Genomic DNA, 17,043 nt, shown 5'->3' with positions numbered 1-17,043 from the left:
GACCCGGCCGGGGTCGACACCACGTCGGGGCGGGTCACGCCGCGCCCGTGTTCCGTGCGGCGTCGAGGTGTCGGCGGAGCACGTCGGTGATGCGGTCCGGGATCTCGACGGTGGGCACGTGGGCCGCCGGGGAGACGACGACGAAGTCCGCTCCGGGCACCCCGTCGGCGATCTCGCGCAGTACCTCCGGGGGAGTGGAGGGGTCTTCTTCCCCGGCGAGCACGAGGGTGGGGCAGGAGATCCGACCCAGCTCGGCGCGGTTGTCCCAGCCGGCCAGCGCGTCGCAGCAGGAGGCGTATCCCTCGGCCGGGGTGCCCAGGACCATCTCACGGAGCCCGGCGACCAGCTCGGGCTCGGCCTCGGCCCGCGCGGCGGTGATCCACCGTGCGACGACGGCGTCGGCGACCGCGGCCGTCCCGCCCTCGCGGACCGCGGCGGCGCGATCGGCCCAGCCGGACGGTTCACCGAACTTCGCGGCGGTGCACAGGAGGGCGGTGGAGAGCACGCGGGTGGGCTCGTGGACGGCGAGCCACTGGGCCACCGCGCCACCGAGCGACAACCCGGCCACGTGGAACCGGTCGACGTCGAGCGAGTCGAGCAGGGCCAGAACGTCGGCGGCCAGGTCGGCGATCGTGCACGGCCCGGGGACGACCTCGGACGTGCCGTGGCCCCGGTGGTCCACCGCGACCACGGTGTGGTCGCGGGACAGGTCCCGGACCTGCGCGTCCCACATCGAACGGTCGGACCCGAGTGATCCGAGGAGGACGAGGACGGGGGTGTCGGCGGACCGGGGTCCGCTGACCTCGTGGGACAGGGTGGCGGGCATGGTGTCGGTCCTCTCGTGCGTCTGGTTTCCGGTTCGGGACCACGATACGCGGAGATCGTGCGAAGGGCGAACACTTGTACAAGATGCGAACACCGGATAGGGTTCGTGACATGACCAACAAGATCTTCTCGTCGGCCGCGGACGCGGTCGCGGACATCCCCGACGGTGCCTCCCTGGCCGTGGGCGGGTTCGGTCTGGTCGGCATCCCCGCCGTCCTCATCGACGCGCTCCTCGAGCAGGGCGCCACCGACCTGAGCACGGTGAGCAACAACTGCGGCACCGACGGTTTCGGCCTGGGCAAGCTTCTGGAATCGCACCGGATCACCCGGACCACGGCCTCGTATGTCGGCGCCAACAAGGAGTTCGCCCGCCAGTACCTCTCCGGCGAGCTCGAGGTGGAGCTCACGCCGCAGGGCACGCTCGCCGAGCGCATGCGGGCCGGAGGCGCCGGCATCCCCGCCTTCTACACCCCGGCCGGCGTCGGCACGATGGTCGCCGACGGGGGCCTGCCGCTGCGTTATGACGGCGAGGGGGGCGTCGCCAAGGCGTCCGAGCCCAAGGAGGTCCGGGTCTTCGACGGCGAACAGTACGTCCTCGAGCGCGGGATCGTCACCGACTTCGCCCTGGTCCACGCCCACAGGGCCGACACCGTGGGCAACCTGCAGTTCCGTGGGACGGCTCGCAACTTCAACCCGGACGTGGCCATGGCCGGTCGGATCACGATCGTGCAGGCCGAGGAGGTCGTCGAGCCGGGCGGGATCGACCCGGCCAACGTCCACATCCCCGGCATCTTCGTCCAACGGATTGTCGAGGTCGGCCGCCAGGAGACCGGCGTCGAGATCCGCACCACCAGGGAGGCCTGAGCCATGAGCTGGACCCACGAGCAGATGGCGGCTCGCATCGCCGCGGATTTCACCGACGGCCAGTACGTCAACCTCGGTATCGGTATGCCCACCCTCATCCCCGGATATCTTCCCGAGAGTGTGCAGGTGACCCTCCACTCGGAGAACGGCATCCTCGGCGTCGGGCCGTACCCGACGGACGACGAGCTCGACCCCGAGATGATCAACGCAGGCAAGGAGACCATCACCGCCGAGGCGGGGGCGGCGTTCTTCTCGTCGTCGGAGTCCTTCGCCATGATCCGCGGCGGTCACGTCGACGTCGCCGTCCTCGGCGCTATGCAGGTCTCGCAGTCCGGCGACCTGTCCAACTGGATGGTCCCCGGCGCCATGGTCAAGGGCATGGGCGGTGCGATGGACCTCGTCCACGGCGCCGACCGCGTGATCGTGATGATGGACCACGTCACCCGCAAGGGCGACCTCAAGCTCATGCAGGAGAACACGCTCCCGTACACGGGCAAGGGCTGCGTCCAGCGGGTCGTCACCGACCTGTGCGTCCTCGACATCGCGCCGGAGGGCTTCCGACTCGTCGAACTGGCGCCGGACGTGACCATCGACGAGGTCCGCCGGAAGACGGGCGCCGAGATCCACGCCTGAGTCGACGCTCGGGTGGACGTCAGGTGTACACCGCCCGCGGAGGCGGGAGGCGGGGTCGGATTCTCACTACTGTGGGAACCGACCCCGTCGTCGTCCCCGGAAGGTCCGTCCCACATGAGCACCTCCACCCCGGTCACCGCCACCCCGGCCACCGTGACCGTCACCGGCGCCGCCGGAAAGATCGCCTACTCGTTGCTGTTCCGTCTCGCCTCCGGGCTGGTGTTCGGGCCCGGGACCCCGGTCCGCCTGCGTCTGCTCGACATCCCGTCGGCCGTGGTCGCGGCGGAGGGCGTCGCGATGGAGATCGAGGACTGCGCTCTCCCGCTGGTCGAGTCGATCGAGATCACCGACGACGTGGACACCGCGTTCGACGGCGCCAACGCGGCATTCCTGGTGGGCGCCAGGCCGCGCGGCAAGGGGATGGAGCGCGCCGACCTGCTCACCGCCAACGGGGCGATCTTCCGGGAACAGGGCCGCGCCATCAACGCCCACGCCGCCGACGACGTGCGGGTGGTGGTGGTGGGCAACCCCGCCAACACCAACGCCTACATCGCCCACCGACACGCGCCCGACGTCCCCGCCGGTCGCTTCACCGCCCTGATGCGGCTCGACCACAACCGCGCGCTCAGCCAGCTCGCCACCCGGCTGGGAGCGCCGGTCGCCGACCTGGACGGGGTGGTGGTCTGGGGCAACCACTCGGCCACCCAGTTCCCCGACGTGTCGTACCTGACGCGACGAGGCGAGCCGGTCACCTCCGGGCTCGACGAGGAGTGGTTGGCCGACACGTTCATCCCACGGGTCGCGAACCGGGGAGCCGAGATCATCTCGGTGCGCGGATCGTCGTCGGCCGCCTCGGCCGCCGGCGCGGCGGTCGACCAGATGCGCGACTGGGTGCACGGCACCAGTGGGGAGAGCTGGACCACGGTCGCACTGCCGTCGGAGGGGCAGTACGGCACCGTGCCGGGTGTGGTGACGGGGTTGCCCTGCCGCAGCCGCGGCGCGGAGTGGGAGGTCGTCGAAGGACTGGCGATCGGGGACTTCCAACGAGCCCGCATCGACGCGTCGGTGGCGGAGCTGGTCTCGGAGCGTGACGCCGTTCACGGACTGGGACTGGCCGACTGACCTCGGGTGCACCGGGGCTGACGGCGTGTGCCGGGCCCCGGCGTCCACGGCCTAGGATGGTCGGGTGACGACTCCAGCTTCTGCCTCCCCGAACACCGACCGCGCGGACGCCCTGCCCGCCTCCTGGAACCCAGGTGAGGTGGAAGGCGGGCTGTACCAGCGCTGGGTGGAGGCCGGCTACTTCGAGGCCGACCCGTCCAGCGACAAGCCCGCCTACTCGGTGGTGTTGCCGCCGCCCAACGTCACGGGCAGCCTGCACATGGGCCACGCGCTCGACCACACCCTCATGGACGTGCTCACGCGGCGCAAGCGCATGCAGGGCTTCGAGGTCCTGTGGCTGCCCGGCATGGACCATGCCGGGATCGCCACGCAGACCCTCGTGGACCGCAAGCTCCGCGACGAGGGGATCGACCGCCACGAGATCGGCCGCGACGCGTTCATCGAGAAGGTCTGGGAATGGAAGCGCGAGTCCGGTGGGACCATCGGGGAGCAGATGCGTCGCCTCGGCGACGGTGTCGACTGGTCGCGTGAGCGGTTCACCCTCGACGACGGACTGTCGCGCGCGGTGCAGACCATCTTCAAGGAGCTCTACGACAGCGGTCTGATCTACCGCGCCGAGCGACTGGTCAACTGGTCGCCCACCCTGCAGACCGCGATCTCGGACATCGAGGTCAAGTACGCGGACGTCGAGGGCGAGCTGGTGAGCTTCCGCTACGGCTCGATGGACGATTCCGAGCCGCACCTGGTCGTGGCCACGACCCGGCTCGAGACGATGCTCGGTGACACCGCGATCGCCGTCCATCCCTCCGACGAGCGCTACGCGCACCTGGTGGGCACCGAGATCCCGCACCCGTTCCGGGACGGGTGGACCATGCGAGTGGTCGCGGACGACTATGTCGATCCCGAGTTCGGGACCGGCGCGGTGAAGGTCACGCCCGCGCACGACCCCAACGACTTCGCGATCGGCCAGCGTCACGGCCTCGAGATGCCCACGATCATGGACGCCACCGGCCACATCACCGGGACCGGGACCCGCTACGACGGCATGGACCGTTTCGACGCCCGCAAGGCCGTCCGGGAGGACCTCGCCGAGCAGGGGCGCATCGTCAAGGAGGTGCGTCCGTACCTGCACTCGGTGGGCCACTCCGAACGGTCCGGCGAGCCGATCGAGCCGCGGCTGTCGCTCCAGTGGTGGGTGCGGGTCGAGGAACTGGCGAGGATGGCCGGGGACGCCGTGCGCGACGGTGACACGGTGATCCACCCGACGAGCCAGGAACCGCGCTGGTTCGACTGGGTCGACGACATGCACGACTGGTGCATCTCCCGCCAACTGTGGTGGGGTCACCGCATCCCGATCTGGTACGGCCCCGACGGCGACGTGGTCTGCGTGGGACCAGGCGAGGAGCCGCCCGCCGGATACACCCAGGACACCGACGTGCTCGACACGTGGTTCTCCTCCGGACTGTGGCCGTTCTCCACCATGGGCTGGCCCGATCGCACCGCCGACCTCGAGCGGTTCTACCCGACGTCCGTCCTGGTCACCGGGTACGACATCCTCTTCTTCTGGGTGGCGCGGATGATGATGTTCGGCACCTTCGTGGGCCGGACCCTCACCGGCGACAAGGCCGCTCCGGGGAAGGTTCCGTTCACCGACGTCTTCCTCCACGGCCTCGTGCGCGACGAGCACGGCCAGAAGATGTCCAAGTCCAAGGGCAACGGCATCGACCCGCTCGACTGGGTGGACCGCTTCGGCGCCGACGGCCTGCGCTTCACCCTGGCCCGCGGGGCCAGCCCGGGCGGCGACCTGTCGGTCGGGGATGACGCCGCCCAGGCGTCGCGCAACTTCGCCACCAAGCTGTTCAACGCCACCCGCTTCGCGCTGATGAACGGGGCGAAGGTGGGCGAGCTGCCCGCCGCGTCCGCGCTCACCGACGCCGACCGGTGGATCCTGCACCGCCTCGGGGAGGTGCGGGTAGGCGTCGACGACGCGCTGGACCGCTACGAGTTCTCCAAGGCGTGCGAGGCCCTGTACCACTTCGCCTGGGACGAGGTGTGCGACTGGTACCTCGAGCTCGCGAAGGTCCAGTTCGGTTCGGACGACGCCGCGCGCGCGTCCGAGCGGGCCGAGAACACGAGACTCGTCCTCGGACACGTGTTGGACGTCCTCATGCGGATGCTGCACCCGGTCATCCCGTTCGTCACGGAGACGCTGTGGACGGCACTGACCGAGCGGGAGTCCGTGGTGGTCGCGGACTGGCCCACCGACGTGGCGCCGGCCGATGACGCCACGGAGCCGGTCCGCCGCGTGGCCGACGCCCAGACCCTCGTCACGGAGATCCGGCGGTTCCGCTCCGACCAGGGCCTCAAGCCCGGTCAGCGGGTGCCGGCACGGATCTCCGGCGTCGACGCCGCCGACCTGCCGGCGGACCTGCTCGCCCAGGTGTGCGCACTCGCCCGGCTGACCCCGGCCGCCGAGGACTTCACCGCGACGGCCTCGCTCGAGGTCCGGCTCGGGTTGTCGACGGTGGACGTGGAGATCGACACCTCCGGGACGATCGACCTCGCCGCCGAGCGACGCCGGTTGGAGAAGGATCTCGTCGCCGCCCGCAAGGAACTCGAGACCACCGGTGCCAAACTCGGCAACGAGGCGTTCCTGGGCAAGGCGCCCGACCACGTCGTCGACAAGATCCGCGGTCGCCGCGACCTCGCCGAGGCCGAGGTCGCCCGGATCACCGCCCGGCTCGAGTCGATGCCGGTAGGAAGTGACCCCGCGTGAGCGATCGACAGTGGCTCCCACCGCACGACCCGAGCGAGGGGTGGGACACCCCGACCGAGGAGGACGTCGCCGAGATGCTCGGCGAGGACGGCCTCGTCTCGGGCGTCCCGCTCGGTGGTCCGATCCCGGGTGACGAGGACGGCGACGGCGACGATCACCTGCCGCCGCGCCCGGTCCCCGAGGTCGGCAGCCCCGAATGGCAGGCCGACGCGGCCGACCTGGCCGCGGTCGAGGAGGAACTGACGACCCGCTGGCCGGAGTCCCGGCTCGAGCCGAGCCTGGACCGGATCGCCGAGCTGATGTCCGTGCTCGGCGACCCGCAACACGCGTACCCCGTGGTCCACGTGGCGGGCACCAACGGCAAGACATCGGTCACGCGGATGGTCGACGCGCTGCTGCGGGCCCTGCACCAGCGCACCGGACGCAACTCCAGCCCCCACCTTCAGAGCGTCACCGAGCGCATCGCGCTCGACGGGGAGCCGGTCACCGCCCGCACCTTCGTGGACACCTACCGCGAACTCCAGCCCTATCTCGAGCTCGTCGACCAGCGGTCCGAGGAGGCCGGCGGCCCACGCATGAGCTACTTCGAGGTGCTGACCGCGATGGCGTTCGCCGCGTTCGCCGACGCACCGGTCGAGGTGGCGGTCGTGGAGACGGGGATGGGCGGGACGTGGGACGCCACGAACGTGGTCCGGCCCGCCGTCGCCGTGATCACCCCCGTCGGCCTGGACCACACCGACTACCTGGGCGAGGACCTCGCGACGATCGCGGGGGAGAAGGCCGGGATCATCCAGCCGGGCCCGGAGGACGATCTGCTGCCGCGGGACCCGATCGCCGTGATCGGGCGCCAGGAGCCCGAGGCCATGGACGTCCTGTTGCGTCGCGCCGTGGAGGTGGGCGCGGTCGTCGCCCGCCTCGGTTCGGAGTTCGACGTGGTCGAGCGGCGGGTCGCCGTCGGCGGCCAGCAGCTCACCCTGCGGGGCCTCGGTGGCGAGTACCCCGAGGTGTTCCTCCCGCTGTTCGGGGAGCACCAGGCCGAGAACGCCGCGACCGCGCTCGCGGCCGTCGAGGCGTTCTTCGGCGCGGGCCCGGACAGGGCCCTGGACCCGGAACTCATCCGTGCCGGCTTCGCTGCGGTCGACAATCCCGGGCGCCTCGAGCGGCTCAGCTCCAGCCCCACCGTCCTGGTGGACGCCGCCCACAACGGGCACGGAGGACGCGCACTCGCCGAGGCTGTCACCTCGGAGTTCGACTTCAAGCGGCTGGTCGCCGTGGTCGCGATGCTCGACGGCAAGGACGCCGACGCGTTTCTCGCCGCACTCGAGCCGGTGGTGGAGGAGGTCGTCGTCACCCGGGCCGCCTCATCTCGCGCGATGGACCCGGGCGACCTCGCACGCATCGCCGAGGAACGGTTCACCGCCCAGCGCGTCCACGTGGTGGACACCCTGCCCGACGCGGTCAGCGCGGCCCTCGACCTGGTCGGGGTCCCGGATCCGACCGCGGACGACGACGTCTCGGGCGTCGGCGTGCTCATCACGGGTTCCGTGGTGACCGCCGGGGCCGCCCGCAGCCTGTTCGGAAAGGACGCACAGTGACCGACCCGACCCCCGGCCCCCGGGGCGCCGCGCACGAGCCCTCGGTGGACCCGTGGAAGGGGCTGCGGGGCATCATGGCCGGCACCCTCGTGCTCGAGGCGATCGTGATCGGTCTGGTGCTGACGGTCATCGCCCGGCTCGACGGCGGCGCCCACTTCCAGCCGTGGAAGGTGTGGTTCGTCAGCCTCCTCGCGGTCGCGATGCTCGTGGCCAGTGGACTCCAGCGCAAGCCCTGGGCGATCCCGCTGAACCTCACGCTCGCGGGTCTGGCCGTCGCCGGCTGGGCCGTGCACTGGTCGATGGGGGTCTGCGGCCTGATGTTCGCCGCGGTCTGGGCGTACATCCTGTACCTGCGCCGGGACCTGACCCGCCGGATGGCCGGTGGCTATCTGCCCAGCCAGCACGACTGACGGCTCCGGACGGTCGGCGTGGACACCGGGCTTGTAGGATCGCCCTCGTGACCGAGAGAACTTTCTTCCTCATCAAGCCCGACGGTGTCGAGCGCGCGCTGACCGGGACCATCCTGGCCCGTATCGAGGCCAAGGGCCTCAAGATCGTCGCCATGGACATGCGTCAGGTGTCCCGGGAGACGGCGGCCGAGCACTACGCCGAGCACTCCGAGCGTCCGTTCTACGGGGACCTGCTCGAGTTCATCACCTCCGGTCCCGTCGTCGCCGGCGTGCTCGAGGGGCCCCGGGCGATCGCCGCGTGGCGTCAGCTCGCCGGGGGCACCGACCCGGTGGAGAAGGCCGCGCCCGGCTCCATCCGTGGCGACTTCGGTCTCGAGACCCAGTTCAACCTCGTCCACGGCTCGGACTCCGAGGAGTCCGCCGCCAGTGAGATCGCGCTCTGGTTCCCCGGTCTGTAGATCCCCCGTCCTCCCGCAGTGATCGAGCTGCGCGCGCCCGTCGGCCCTGAGGCCCGGCGGGCGCGTTTGCGTTCGGTGGTGCCGGGCGACGACGTTTCGGCGGCGGGTGTGGGAGAATGGTCGAAGCCCATCCTGGCGAGTGGACCACCAGTCCGCCCCGGAACGGGCGCCCGCCACCCGTGGCCCGGTTCGTCCCGGTGCCGCGGACCACAAGACGTCGCCCCACCCCGGTGGGGCCCAGACAAGAAGACGCCCGACCCCGTGCGGCGGCGTGGGTCACCGGTATCCGGTGACGTGATCGCGCCCGGAGTCCGGCCGGAGGAGACACGTGTCGGATCCGAACCTGACAATCGACGACATCAACGCGCTTCCCGAGAGGATGCGCGCGCACGCGGCCGCCAGGGCCGTGGGCATGAGCAGCAGGGAATTCCTGACCGCCATGGCCGGGATCGGCGTGGAGATCAAGAGCGCCCAGTCCGGGGTGACCAGGCAGGTGCTGTTCGACTGGTTCACCAGCCGCGGGCAGGACACGGGGACGGCGTCCGGTGTCGCGCCGGCAGGGGACACCGGTGCCCAGGCGCCGGCGGCCGAGGCGTCCGCGACCGACGCCCCCGCCCGGAAGGCCCCGGCGAAGAAGGCCGCCGCCAAGAGGGCGGCCAAGGCGCCCGCCGGGAAGACCGCCGGGAAGACCCCCACCGCAGAGGTGCCCGCCGACCCGGCGTCGGCTGAGCCGACCGCCGCTGAGACGATGCCGGCCGAGACGCCGGCCGAGGCGCCTGCTGCAGAGTCGGCGACGGAGACCGCTCCCGCGAAGAAGGCGTCCGGCAGGAAGAGCCCGGCGCGCAAGACCACAGCCGAGAAGACCGCCGAGAAGGCCACGGACGCCGAGAAGTCCGCCTCCAGGTCCGCGGAGAAGTCCGGCACGAGGACCGGGAAGAAGTCCGTGCAGGGCTCCGCGGACGAGTCCGCAGGGACCGGGGGAGGCGGGACGAGCGGTCGGAACCGCCCGGCGCTGCCCGAGATCGCGATCGTCACCGGCGAGGTGGGGTCGGAGGAGTCGGGCAACCGTCGGCGTCGGTCCACCGCGACCCCGTCGTTCTCTCCACTGTTCCTCTCGCCCGACGAGGCTCCCGCGCAGACGCAGGCGGACACCCGTTCGGGCGACGAGCCCCGCGGCCGCCGCGGCCAGGGCCAGACCCAGGGCCAGACCCAGGGCCGGGCCCGCACCGAGACCGCCCCCGACACCGCCCCCACCCCTCCCGCCGAGGACGCGCAGGTCGAGCAGGACGGGCAGGAGCAGGGATCCGACGACGGCCGCGCCACGGACCAGTCCGACTCCGGTGACGGCGGGGCCCGTCGTCGCCGTCGGGGCCGTCGTGGGCGTGGGCGCGGTCGCGGCGAGGCCGGCGACGACCAGAACGGCGAGAACACCGGGACCGAGTCGTCGGACGACGGAGACCAGCGCGACAGCGACCAGCGCGACGACGCCCCGGACGAGACCTCCGGCAGCGATGACGGGAGCTCCGACGCCCGTCCCGATTCCGCCGCCGAGACCGACGACCGGTCCGCCGACGACTCCGACGGGCAGTCCGGTCCGGGTGACGCCGACGGTGACGATTCGGACGACTCGGGGAACGGTCCGTCGGGTTCGAGGCGCCGTCGCCGTCGTCGTCGTCGCAGTGGGAGCTCCGGCTCCGACGACACCCAGACGTCCAACGACGACCCGCCCCAGACCGAGGTCCACGAACGCGAGGCCCGCCGTCGCTCCGGACGCGGGGGACAGGGCCCGGGTACGTCGTCCGACGAGGTCCAGGGCATCACCGGCTCCACGCGGCTCGAGGCCAAGCGCCAGCGCCGCCGCGACGGCCGCGAGGCCGGTCGTCGTCGCCAGCCGATCCTCTCCGAGTCCGAGTTCCTCGCCCGCCGCGAGGCCGTGGACCGCGTCATGGTGGTCCGCGAGAAGCAGCGCGGCGACGGCAAGGGCGTCATGACCCAGGTCGGCGTACTCGAGGACAAGGTCCTCGTGGAGCACTTCGTCACCACCGAATCGGCGCGTTCGATGGTCGGCAACGTCTACCTCGGCCGTGTGCAGAACGTGCTGCCCAGCATGGAGGCGGCGTTCGTCGACATCGGGCGCGGCCGCAACGGCGTCCTGTACGCCGGCGAGGTCAACTGGGAGGCCGCCGGGCTCGGTGGCAAGGCCCGGCGGATCGAGCAGGCGCTCAAGTCCGGCGACATGGTGCTGGTGCAGGTCACCAAGGACCCGATCGGGCAGAAGGGTGCCCGCCTGTCCACGCAGATCTCGCTGGCCGGGCGCTTCCTCGTGTACGTGCCGGACGGCAACTCCACCGGCATCTCGCGCAAGTTGCCCGACACCGAGCGTCGCCGCCTCAAGGCGATCCTCAAGGAGGTCGTGCCGGAGGGCTCCGGCGTGATCATCCGCACCGCCGCCGAGGGCGTCAGCGCGGAGGAGATCGGCCGCGACGTCGAGCGTCTCGCCGCCCAGTGGACCGAGATCTCGGAGGCGGCCGCCAAGCGCACCGGCTCCGGGGCCGGCACGCCCGTGGCGCTGTACGAGGAGCCGGACCTGCTGGTCAAGGTCGTCCGCGACCTGTTCAACGAGGACTTCTCCAAGCTCGTCATCCAGGGCGAGACGTCCTGGGACACGGTGCACGACTACGTCTCGCGGGTCGCGCCCGAGATGACGGAGCGCGTGGAGCGGTACGACAACCCGGATGTGGACGTGTTCGCCACCTACCGTGTGGACGAGCAGCTGGCCAAGGCGCTCGACCGCAAGGTGTGGCTGCCCTCCGGCGGCTCCCTGGTGATTGACCGCACCGAGGCGATGACCGTCATCGACGTCAACACCGGCAAGTACACCGGGTCCGGCGGCAACCTCGAGGAGACCGTCACCAAGAACAACCTCGAGGCCGCGGAGGAGATCGTCCGCCAGCTGCGCCTGCGCGACGTCGGCGGGATGGTGATCATCGACTTCATCGACATGGTGCTCGAGTCCAACCGCGACCTCGTGCTGCGGCGCCTCACCGAGGCGCTGGGGCGCGACCGCACCCGGCACCAGGTCTCCGAGGTCACGTCGCTGGGGCTGGTGCAGCTCACCCGCAAGAAGCTCGGTACCGGGCTGGTCGAGGCGTTCTCCACCCCGTGCGAGCACTGCCAGGGCCGCGGGCTGATCGTGCACGCGGACCCGCTGCACACCGAGTCGCACAACGCCGATGAGCCCGGTGGCCGCCGCGGCCGTCGCAAGGGTGGCAACGGCAAGGGCTCAGGGGAGTCAGAGGCGCCCGCGCCCAAGCAGGCCCCGCGCAAGGACGGCCCCGCGCCGGCCGCGCACCCGGCCGCGCTCGCGATCTCACGGCAGAACGGCGAGGCCGACGCCGACGCGGACAGCGCGGCCGGGTCGCACGCCGAGGGTGGCACCCGCACCGACGGGGGCCGTGGCGCGGCGCCCGAGACCCGGGCAGCCGAGACCCCGGCAGCCGGGACCGAGGCAGCCGATGCCAGGGGGGCCGCGACCCCCGAGGTCGTGACCGCGCCGACCGCGGAGACGCCGACCGCTCCCACCGCGGAGCAGACCGCCGAGCCGACGCCGACGCCGGGGACCGCCGAGCCCGACTCGGCGGACGCCGCCGGGACCACGCGGCCGGCGCGTCGCCGCCGGGCAGCGAGGCGGGCCACGAGCAGTGCTCTGGCGCCGACGACAGCGGCCGAGGACGCCGCTGCGGCCGAGGTGACCGACACCCCGCAGTCCGAGGCCGCCGTGGTGGCCGAGGCGGAGACCGTCGTGGAGCAGGTCTCCACCCCGGGTCCGGACACGGCGGGTCCGGACACGGCGGGTCCGGACTCCGGGCCGACGGGTCAGGCCCCGGGCGGGCGTCGCCCCCGCAGGCGGTCCACCCGCCGCGAGGCGGGCGCCGCCGGGGCCGATACCCCGCCGCAGGCCGCACCTGCCGATCCGGTGGCGAAGGTCGAGGCCGCGCCCCTGGCGGAGGCACCCACCACCGTGGTCGCCGAGCCGCGCACGCGGCCCGCGAGGCGACGTGCCACCAGGACGACGACCGCCCCCGCGGGCGACTGACGCACCTGGCCGCGGGCCGGCGGCACGGTCGGTTTGACCTGCTGCGCCGCCGGACCGTAACCTTGACAGGTCGCTCGTCGCGGCGCTATGTCGCCGCGCGAGGAGTCGCGGGCCCGGTCCACACGGACCGGCGTGGCCGACGACCTCCGACCGGCGTGAGCCGGCGAGCATGAGAGAACACCGCACACCAGGTGCGGTCGCCCCGGCGGCCGCACACCCGAGAAGCAAGGGGAAGCCCTCGATGTACGCGATCGTCAAGACCGGCGGCAAGCAGTACAAGGTCGCCGAAGGGGACCAGGTCAAGGTCGAGAAGATCGAGGGCGAGGCCGGAACCTCCGTGTCGCTGTCCCCGATCCTCGTGGTGGACGGCTCGGCCGTCACCTCCGACGCCGACGCCCTGGCCAAGGTCACCGTCTCCGGCGAGATCGTCGAGCAGACCAAGGGTCCGAAGATCCGGATCCACAAGTTCAAGAACAAGACCGGGTACCACAAGCGTCAGGGCCACCGTCAGAAGCTGACGGTCGTCAAGATCACCGGTATCAAGTAATCCATCTCCGGCCGCTCAGGCCACCAGCTCAGCGCCCTCGGGCGTGCTCCCTGAAGGAGGGACTCGGACATGGCAAGTAAGAAGGGCGCATCCAGCACCCGTAACGGTCGTGACTCCAACGCACAGCGCCTCGGCGTCAAGCGGTTCGGCGGCCAGGAGGTCAACGCCGGTGAGATCCTGGTGCGCCAGCGCGGCACCAAGTTCCACCCGGGCGTCAACGTCGGCCGCGGTGGCGACGACACCCTGTTCGCCCTCTCCGCCGGTGCGGTGGAGTTCGGCACCAAGCGCGGTCGCAAGACCGTGAACATCGTGCCGGCCGGCGCCGAGGCCTGAGCCTCCCAGCCGACCACTTTCATGAACAGCCCTCGGGGGCCGGGCGGGGTCGTCAAGACCTCACACCCGGCCCCCGAGAGTATTTGCACCACCCCGCCCGTCACCACCCGTCACCCGGAGGAGTCCCCACCATGTCGAGATTCATCGACCGCGTAGTGCTCCACCTCGCAGCGGGGGACGGCGGCCGCGGCTGCACCTCGGTGCACCGCGAGAAGTTCAAGCCCCTCGGCGGCCCCGACGGCGGTAACGGCGGGCACGGCGGCGACGTCGTCCTCGTCGTGGACCCCCAGGTCCACACCCTGCTCGACTTCCACTTCCGGCCCCACGCCCGCGCGGGCCGGGGCCAGCCGGGTATGGGCGCCAACCGCAACGGAGCCCAGGGCGCCGACCTCGTGCTGTCGGTGCCGCCCGGCACCGTCGTGCTCGACGAGGACGGCGAGGTGCTGGCCGACCTCACCGGTGTCGGCACCCGCTTCGTTGCCGCCGAGGGCGGCAAGGGCGGGCTGGGCAACGCCGCCCTGGCCTCCCGGGCCCGCAAGGCCCCCGGCTTCGCGCTGCTCGGTGAGCCCGGCGAGGTCCGCGACCTCACGCTCGAGCTCAAGTCCATGGCCGACGTCGGACTGGTCGGCTTCCCGTCCGCCGGGAAGTCCTCCCTGGTCTCGGTGCTCTCGGCGGCCAAGCCCAAGATCGCCGACTACCCCTTCACGACCCTGGCACCCAACCTCGGCGTGGTCTCGGTCGGCGACGACACCTTCACCATCGCCGACGTGCCCGGCCTCATCCCCGGCGCCAGCGAGGGCAGGGGCCTGGGTCTGGACTTCCTGCGTCACATCGAGCGCACCGCCGTGCTGGCCCACGTGGTGGACTGCGCGAACCTCGAGTCCGACCGGGACCCGATCTCCGACGTGGACGCCCTCGAGGCCGAGCTCGCCGCCTACCGGTCCGAACTCACCGACGCCGGGATCGGCGACCTGGCAGACCGCCCCCGCGTGGTCGTGCTCAACAAGATCGACGTGCCCGACGCCGCCGACATGGCGGAGATGGTGCGCGAGCACTTCGAGGCCAAGGGGTGGCCCGTCTACGCGATCTCCGCGGTGGCCCACAAGGGGCTCGACGAGCTGCGGTACGGCCTGTACGAGTTGATCAAGGCACACCGTAAAGCCAACCCGCCCGCCGCGCCCGAGCGGATCGTCATCCGCCCCAAGGCGGTGGACGTCGAGGAGTTCCGCGTCCGCCCGGATCCCGCCGACCGCGGCGCGTTCATCGTCACCGGGGCCAAGCCCGAGCGGTGGATCCGCCAGACCGAGTTCGACAACGACGAGGCCGTGGGCTTCCTCGCCGACCGGCTGGCCCGGATCGGGGTCGAGGAGGCACTCATCAAGGCCGGCGCCACGGAGGGCTGCACCGTCACCATCGGTGACGTCTCGTTCGAGTGGGAGCCGCAGACCCCGGCCGGCGTCGACCTCATGCGCACCGGGCGTGGCACCGACATCAGGCTCGAGTCCGACGAGCGGATCGGCGCCACCGAGCGCAAGTACCGCAAACGGGTGCGCCGCGGCCTGATCGACCCGGACGAGGAGATCCTGGAGTGACCACGGAGCGGGAGTTGCGCCGTCGTATCGGCGCGGCCCGCCGCGTGGTGGTCAAGATCGGCTCGTCGGCCATCACCAGCTTCCACGGCGGGATCCGGCGGGCCGAACTCGACGCACTCGCCGACGTCTGCCAGTCCCGGATGGCCGCGGGGTCGGACGTCTTCGTCGTCTCCTCCGGTGCGATCGGCGCCGGCATGGCCCCTCTGGGGATGACCACCCGCCCCGGCACGCTGTCCGCGAAGCAGGCCGCGGCCAGCGTCGGCCAGCTCGAGCTGGCGCGCGCGTGGGGCGACTCGTTCGCCCGCTTCGACCGCGTGGTTGGCCAGGTCCTGCTCACGGCCGCCGACATCGGCCGGCGGGACAGCGCCGCCAACGCCCAGCGGACCCTCGACCGCCTGCGCACCCTGCACGCGGTTCCGGTGATCAACGAGAACGACACCGTGGCCACCAACGAGATCCGGTTCGGCGACAACGACCGGCTCGCCGCGCTGGTCGCGCACCTCATCAGCGCCGACGCCCTCATCCTGCTCTCGGACGTCGACGCCCTGTACGACTCCGACCCGCGCAAGGGCGGGGCCAGCGCGGTGACCATGGTCGGCGGCGAGGGCGACCTCGACGGCGTGATCGCCGGTGCCGGCGGGGCCCTGGGGACCGGCGGCATGGCCTCCAAGCTCGCCGCCGCCCGTCTGGCCGCGGACGCGGGTATCCCGGTCCTGCTCACGGCCGCGGAGCTGGCGCCGCAGGCCCTCGCCACCGACCCGACGGTGGGCACGGTCTTCGCGGCCCGGCCCGAGCGGATGACCGCCCGGCGCTTCTGGGTCCGGCACGCCGCGGACGCGCGCGGGGCGGTCCTGCTGGACGACGGAGCGGTTCGGGCGGTGACCGGCTCGCGGCGCTCCCTGCTGCTGGCCGGGGTGACCGGGGTGGACGGGCTGTTCCACTTCGGCGACGTCATCGAGATGCACGACGTCGACGGCCGGGTGGTCGCCCGCGGGATCGCCCAGTACGACTCGGTCGAGGTCCGCGCCCGGTTGGCCGACCGGGCGGCGGGCGGCACCGGCTCCGGTCAGGGGCGCCCGTTGGTGCACGCCGACGACCTCGTCCCGGTCTGACCAGCGCTGGTCCGGCCGGCGGCCCCGGTCGGCCCTCGCTCAGCCGTCCGTGACGGTCCCCTCGGTGTGGACCGGGGTGACGGTCCCCTCCTCGAGGTTGTAGATCGCGCCGACGATCGCGGTGCGGCCCTCGGTGATCGCGCGGTCGACGACGGCCGACTTCTGCCGGATCGCGGTGACGGTGTGGCGGACGTTCTCCACCACCACGTCGTCGTACCCGGCGTCCGGGTCGCGCCGCGCCTCGAACACGGCCGGCGAGATCCGCTCGACCACGTCGCGCAGGTAACCGGACGGGGTGGAGTGCGTGTCGATGGCGGTGATCGTGGCGCCCACCGCGCCGCACGAGGTGTGTCCCAGCACGAGGGTCAGCGGGATGTTCAGGGCCTCGATCCCGAACTCGATCGACCCGAGTACCGACGAGTCCACGATGTGTCCGGCGTTGCGGATCACGAACAGGTCGCCGAGCCCCTGGTCGAAGACGACCTCGGCGGGCACCCGTGAGTCGGCGCAGCCGAAGACCTGCGCGAACGGATTCTGCTGGCCGGCGAGCTCGGTGCGCCGAGAGGGGTCTTTGTGCTCGTTGAGGTTCTCCCCGGCCACGTAGCGGGCGTTGCCGCGGAGTAGTCGGGCCAGTACGGTCTCCGGTGTCTTTGCGATCTGCATGGCCCTATTTTGCTCCT

Annotated in this window: 14 protein-coding genes; 12 read left to right on the top strand and 2 right to left on the bottom strand. The window is 71.9% G+C overall.

Translation table 11 applies throughout. From position 1 onward, the window contains the following. Positions 1–34: 34 nt before the first annotated feature. On the bottom strand, positions 35–826 hold the full coding sequence (pcaD, locus tag NR111_RS10120; protein WP_067719754.1) for a 3-oxoadipate enol-lactonase: 792 nt from the start codon (positions 824–826) through the stop codon (positions 35–37). A gap of 110 nt (positions 827–936) precedes the next feature. Here pcaD and NR111_RS10115 point away from each other — a divergent pair, with 110 nt between their 5' ends. The 12 genes from NR111_RS10115 to proB all read left to right on the top strand — a co-directional run bounded on the left by NR111_RS10115 (position 937) and on the right by proB (position 16,363). Continuing rightward, positions 937–1,689, top strand: coding sequence for a CoA transferase subunit A (locus tag NR111_RS10115; protein ID WP_067719751.1), 753 nt, complete (start codon positions 937–939; stop codon positions 1,687–1,689). A 3-nt stretch (positions 1,690–1,692) separates the two neighbouring features. Continuing rightward, complete coding sequence (locus tag NR111_RS10110) at positions 1,693–2,322, top strand: 3-oxoacid CoA-transferase subunit B (RefSeq protein WP_067719746.1); 630 nt, start codon at positions 1,693–1,695, stop codon at positions 2,320–2,322. Between the two features lie 114 nt (positions 2,323–2,436). Then, entirely contained in the window at positions 2,437–3,444 is a 1,008-nt protein-coding gene (locus tag NR111_RS10105) for a malate dehydrogenase (RefSeq protein WP_067719743.1), read from the top strand. 64 nt (positions 3,445–3,508) lie between these two features. After that, on the top strand, positions 3,509–6,220 hold the full coding sequence (locus NR111_RS10100; protein ID WP_256820708.1) for a valine--tRNA ligase: 2,712 nt from the start codon (positions 3,509–3,511) through the stop codon (positions 6,218–6,220). Further along, positions 6,217–7,815 carry a folylpolyglutamate synthase/dihydrofolate synthase family protein gene (locus NR111_RS10095; protein WP_172812194.1) on the top strand — a complete coding sequence of 533 codons (1,599 nt, stop codon included), beginning with the start codon at positions 6,217–6,219 and terminating at the stop codon, positions 7,813–7,815. Before NR111_RS10100 ends, NR111_RS10095 begins: the two co-directional genes overlap by 4 nt. Beyond that, a complete protein-coding gene (locus NR111_RS10090) occupies positions 7,812–8,225 on the top strand; it encodes a DUF4233 domain-containing protein (RefSeq protein ID WP_067719739.1) in 414 nt (137 codons plus the stop codon). Before NR111_RS10095 ends, NR111_RS10090 begins: the two co-directional genes overlap by 4 nt. A 47-nt stretch (positions 8,226–8,272) precedes the next feature. Beyond that, a complete protein-coding gene (gene ndk, locus NR111_RS10085; protein ID WP_067719736.1) occupies positions 8,273–8,683 on the top strand; it encodes a nucleoside-diphosphate kinase in 411 nt (136 codons plus the stop codon). 328 nt (positions 8,684–9,011) lie between these two features. Further along, positions 9,012–12,779, top strand: a complete 3,768-nt coding sequence (locus tag NR111_RS10080; RefSeq protein ID WP_256820707.1) for an Rne/Rng family ribonuclease — start codon at positions 9,012–9,014, stop codon at positions 12,777–12,779. Between the two features lie 241 nt (positions 12,780–13,020). Beyond that, positions 13,021–13,326: a 50S ribosomal protein L21 gene (gene rplU, locus NR111_RS10075; protein WP_007626967.1), complete on the top strand. Its 306-nt coding sequence runs from the start codon at positions 13,021–13,023 to the stop codon at positions 13,324–13,326. A 69-nt stretch (positions 13,327–13,395) separates the two neighbouring features. Further along, a complete protein-coding gene (gene rpmA, locus NR111_RS10070) occupies positions 13,396–13,659 on the top strand; it encodes a 50S ribosomal protein L27 (RefSeq protein WP_007626965.1) in 264 nt (87 codons plus the stop codon). Between the two features lie 131 nt (positions 13,660–13,790). Next, positions 13,791–15,251, top strand: a complete 1,461-nt coding sequence (gene obgE / locus NR111_RS10065; protein ID WP_067719726.1) for a GTPase ObgE — start codon at positions 13,791–13,793, stop codon at positions 15,249–15,251. After that, the gene (gene proB, locus NR111_RS10060; RefSeq protein ID WP_256820704.1) at positions 15,248–16,363 is read left to right on the top strand and encodes a glutamate 5-kinase; all 1,116 of its coding nucleotides are present in this window, start codon (positions 15,248–15,250) and stop codon (positions 16,361–16,363) included. Before obgE ends, proB begins: the two co-directional genes overlap by 4 nt. A gap of 39 nt (positions 16,364–16,402) precedes the next feature. Here the strand turns inward: proB and NR111_RS10055 are convergent, their stop codons facing one another. After that, a complete protein-coding gene (locus NR111_RS10055; protein WP_256820703.1) occupies positions 16,403–17,026 on the bottom strand; it encodes a carbonic anhydrase in 624 nt (207 codons plus the stop codon). Between the last annotated feature and the right edge of the window lie 17 nt (positions 17,027–17,043).

The sequence above is a fragment of the Dietzia sp. Die43 genome (assembly GCF_024519835.1).
Taxonomy (GTDB): Bacteria; Actinomycetota; Actinomycetes; order Mycobacteriales; family Mycobacteriaceae; genus Dietzia; species Dietzia kunjamensis.
Note: the sequence above shows the minus strand (reverse complement) of the source record. Positions and strands in the feature narration are given on the sequence as shown.

What these genes read in the sequence shown, in the direction of transcription:
- pcaD (WP_067719754.1), bottom strand. Translation starts at nt 826, where the DNA reads ATGCCCGCCACCCTGTCCCACGAGGTCAGCGGACCCCGGTCCGCCGAC.
- rpmA (WP_007626965.1), top strand. Translation starts at nt 13,396, where the DNA reads ATGGCAAGTAAGAAGGGCGCATCCAGCACCCGTAACGGTCGTGACTCC.
- NR111_RS10105 (WP_067719743.1), top strand. Translation starts at nt 2,437, where the DNA reads ATGAGCACCTCCACCCCGGTCACCGCCACCCCGGCCACCGTGACCGTC.
- NR111_RS10115 (WP_067719751.1), top strand. Translation starts at nt 937, where the DNA reads ATGACCAACAAGATCTTCTCGTCGGCCGCGGACGCGGTCGCGGACATC.
- obgE (WP_067719726.1), top strand. Translation starts at nt 13,791, where the DNA reads ATGTCGAGATTCATCGACCGCGTAGTGCTCCACCTCGCAGCGGGGGAC.
- NR111_RS10055 (WP_256820703.1), bottom strand. Translation starts at nt 17,026, where the DNA reads ATGCAGATCGCAAAGACACCGGAGACCGTACTGGCCCGACTACTCCGC.
- rplU (WP_007626967.1), top strand. Translation starts at nt 13,021, where the DNA reads ATGTACGCGATCGTCAAGACCGGCGGCAAGCAGTACAAGGTCGCCGAA.
- NR111_RS10110 (WP_067719746.1), top strand. Translation starts at nt 1,693, where the DNA reads ATGAGCTGGACCCACGAGCAGATGGCGGCTCGCATCGCCGCGGATTTC.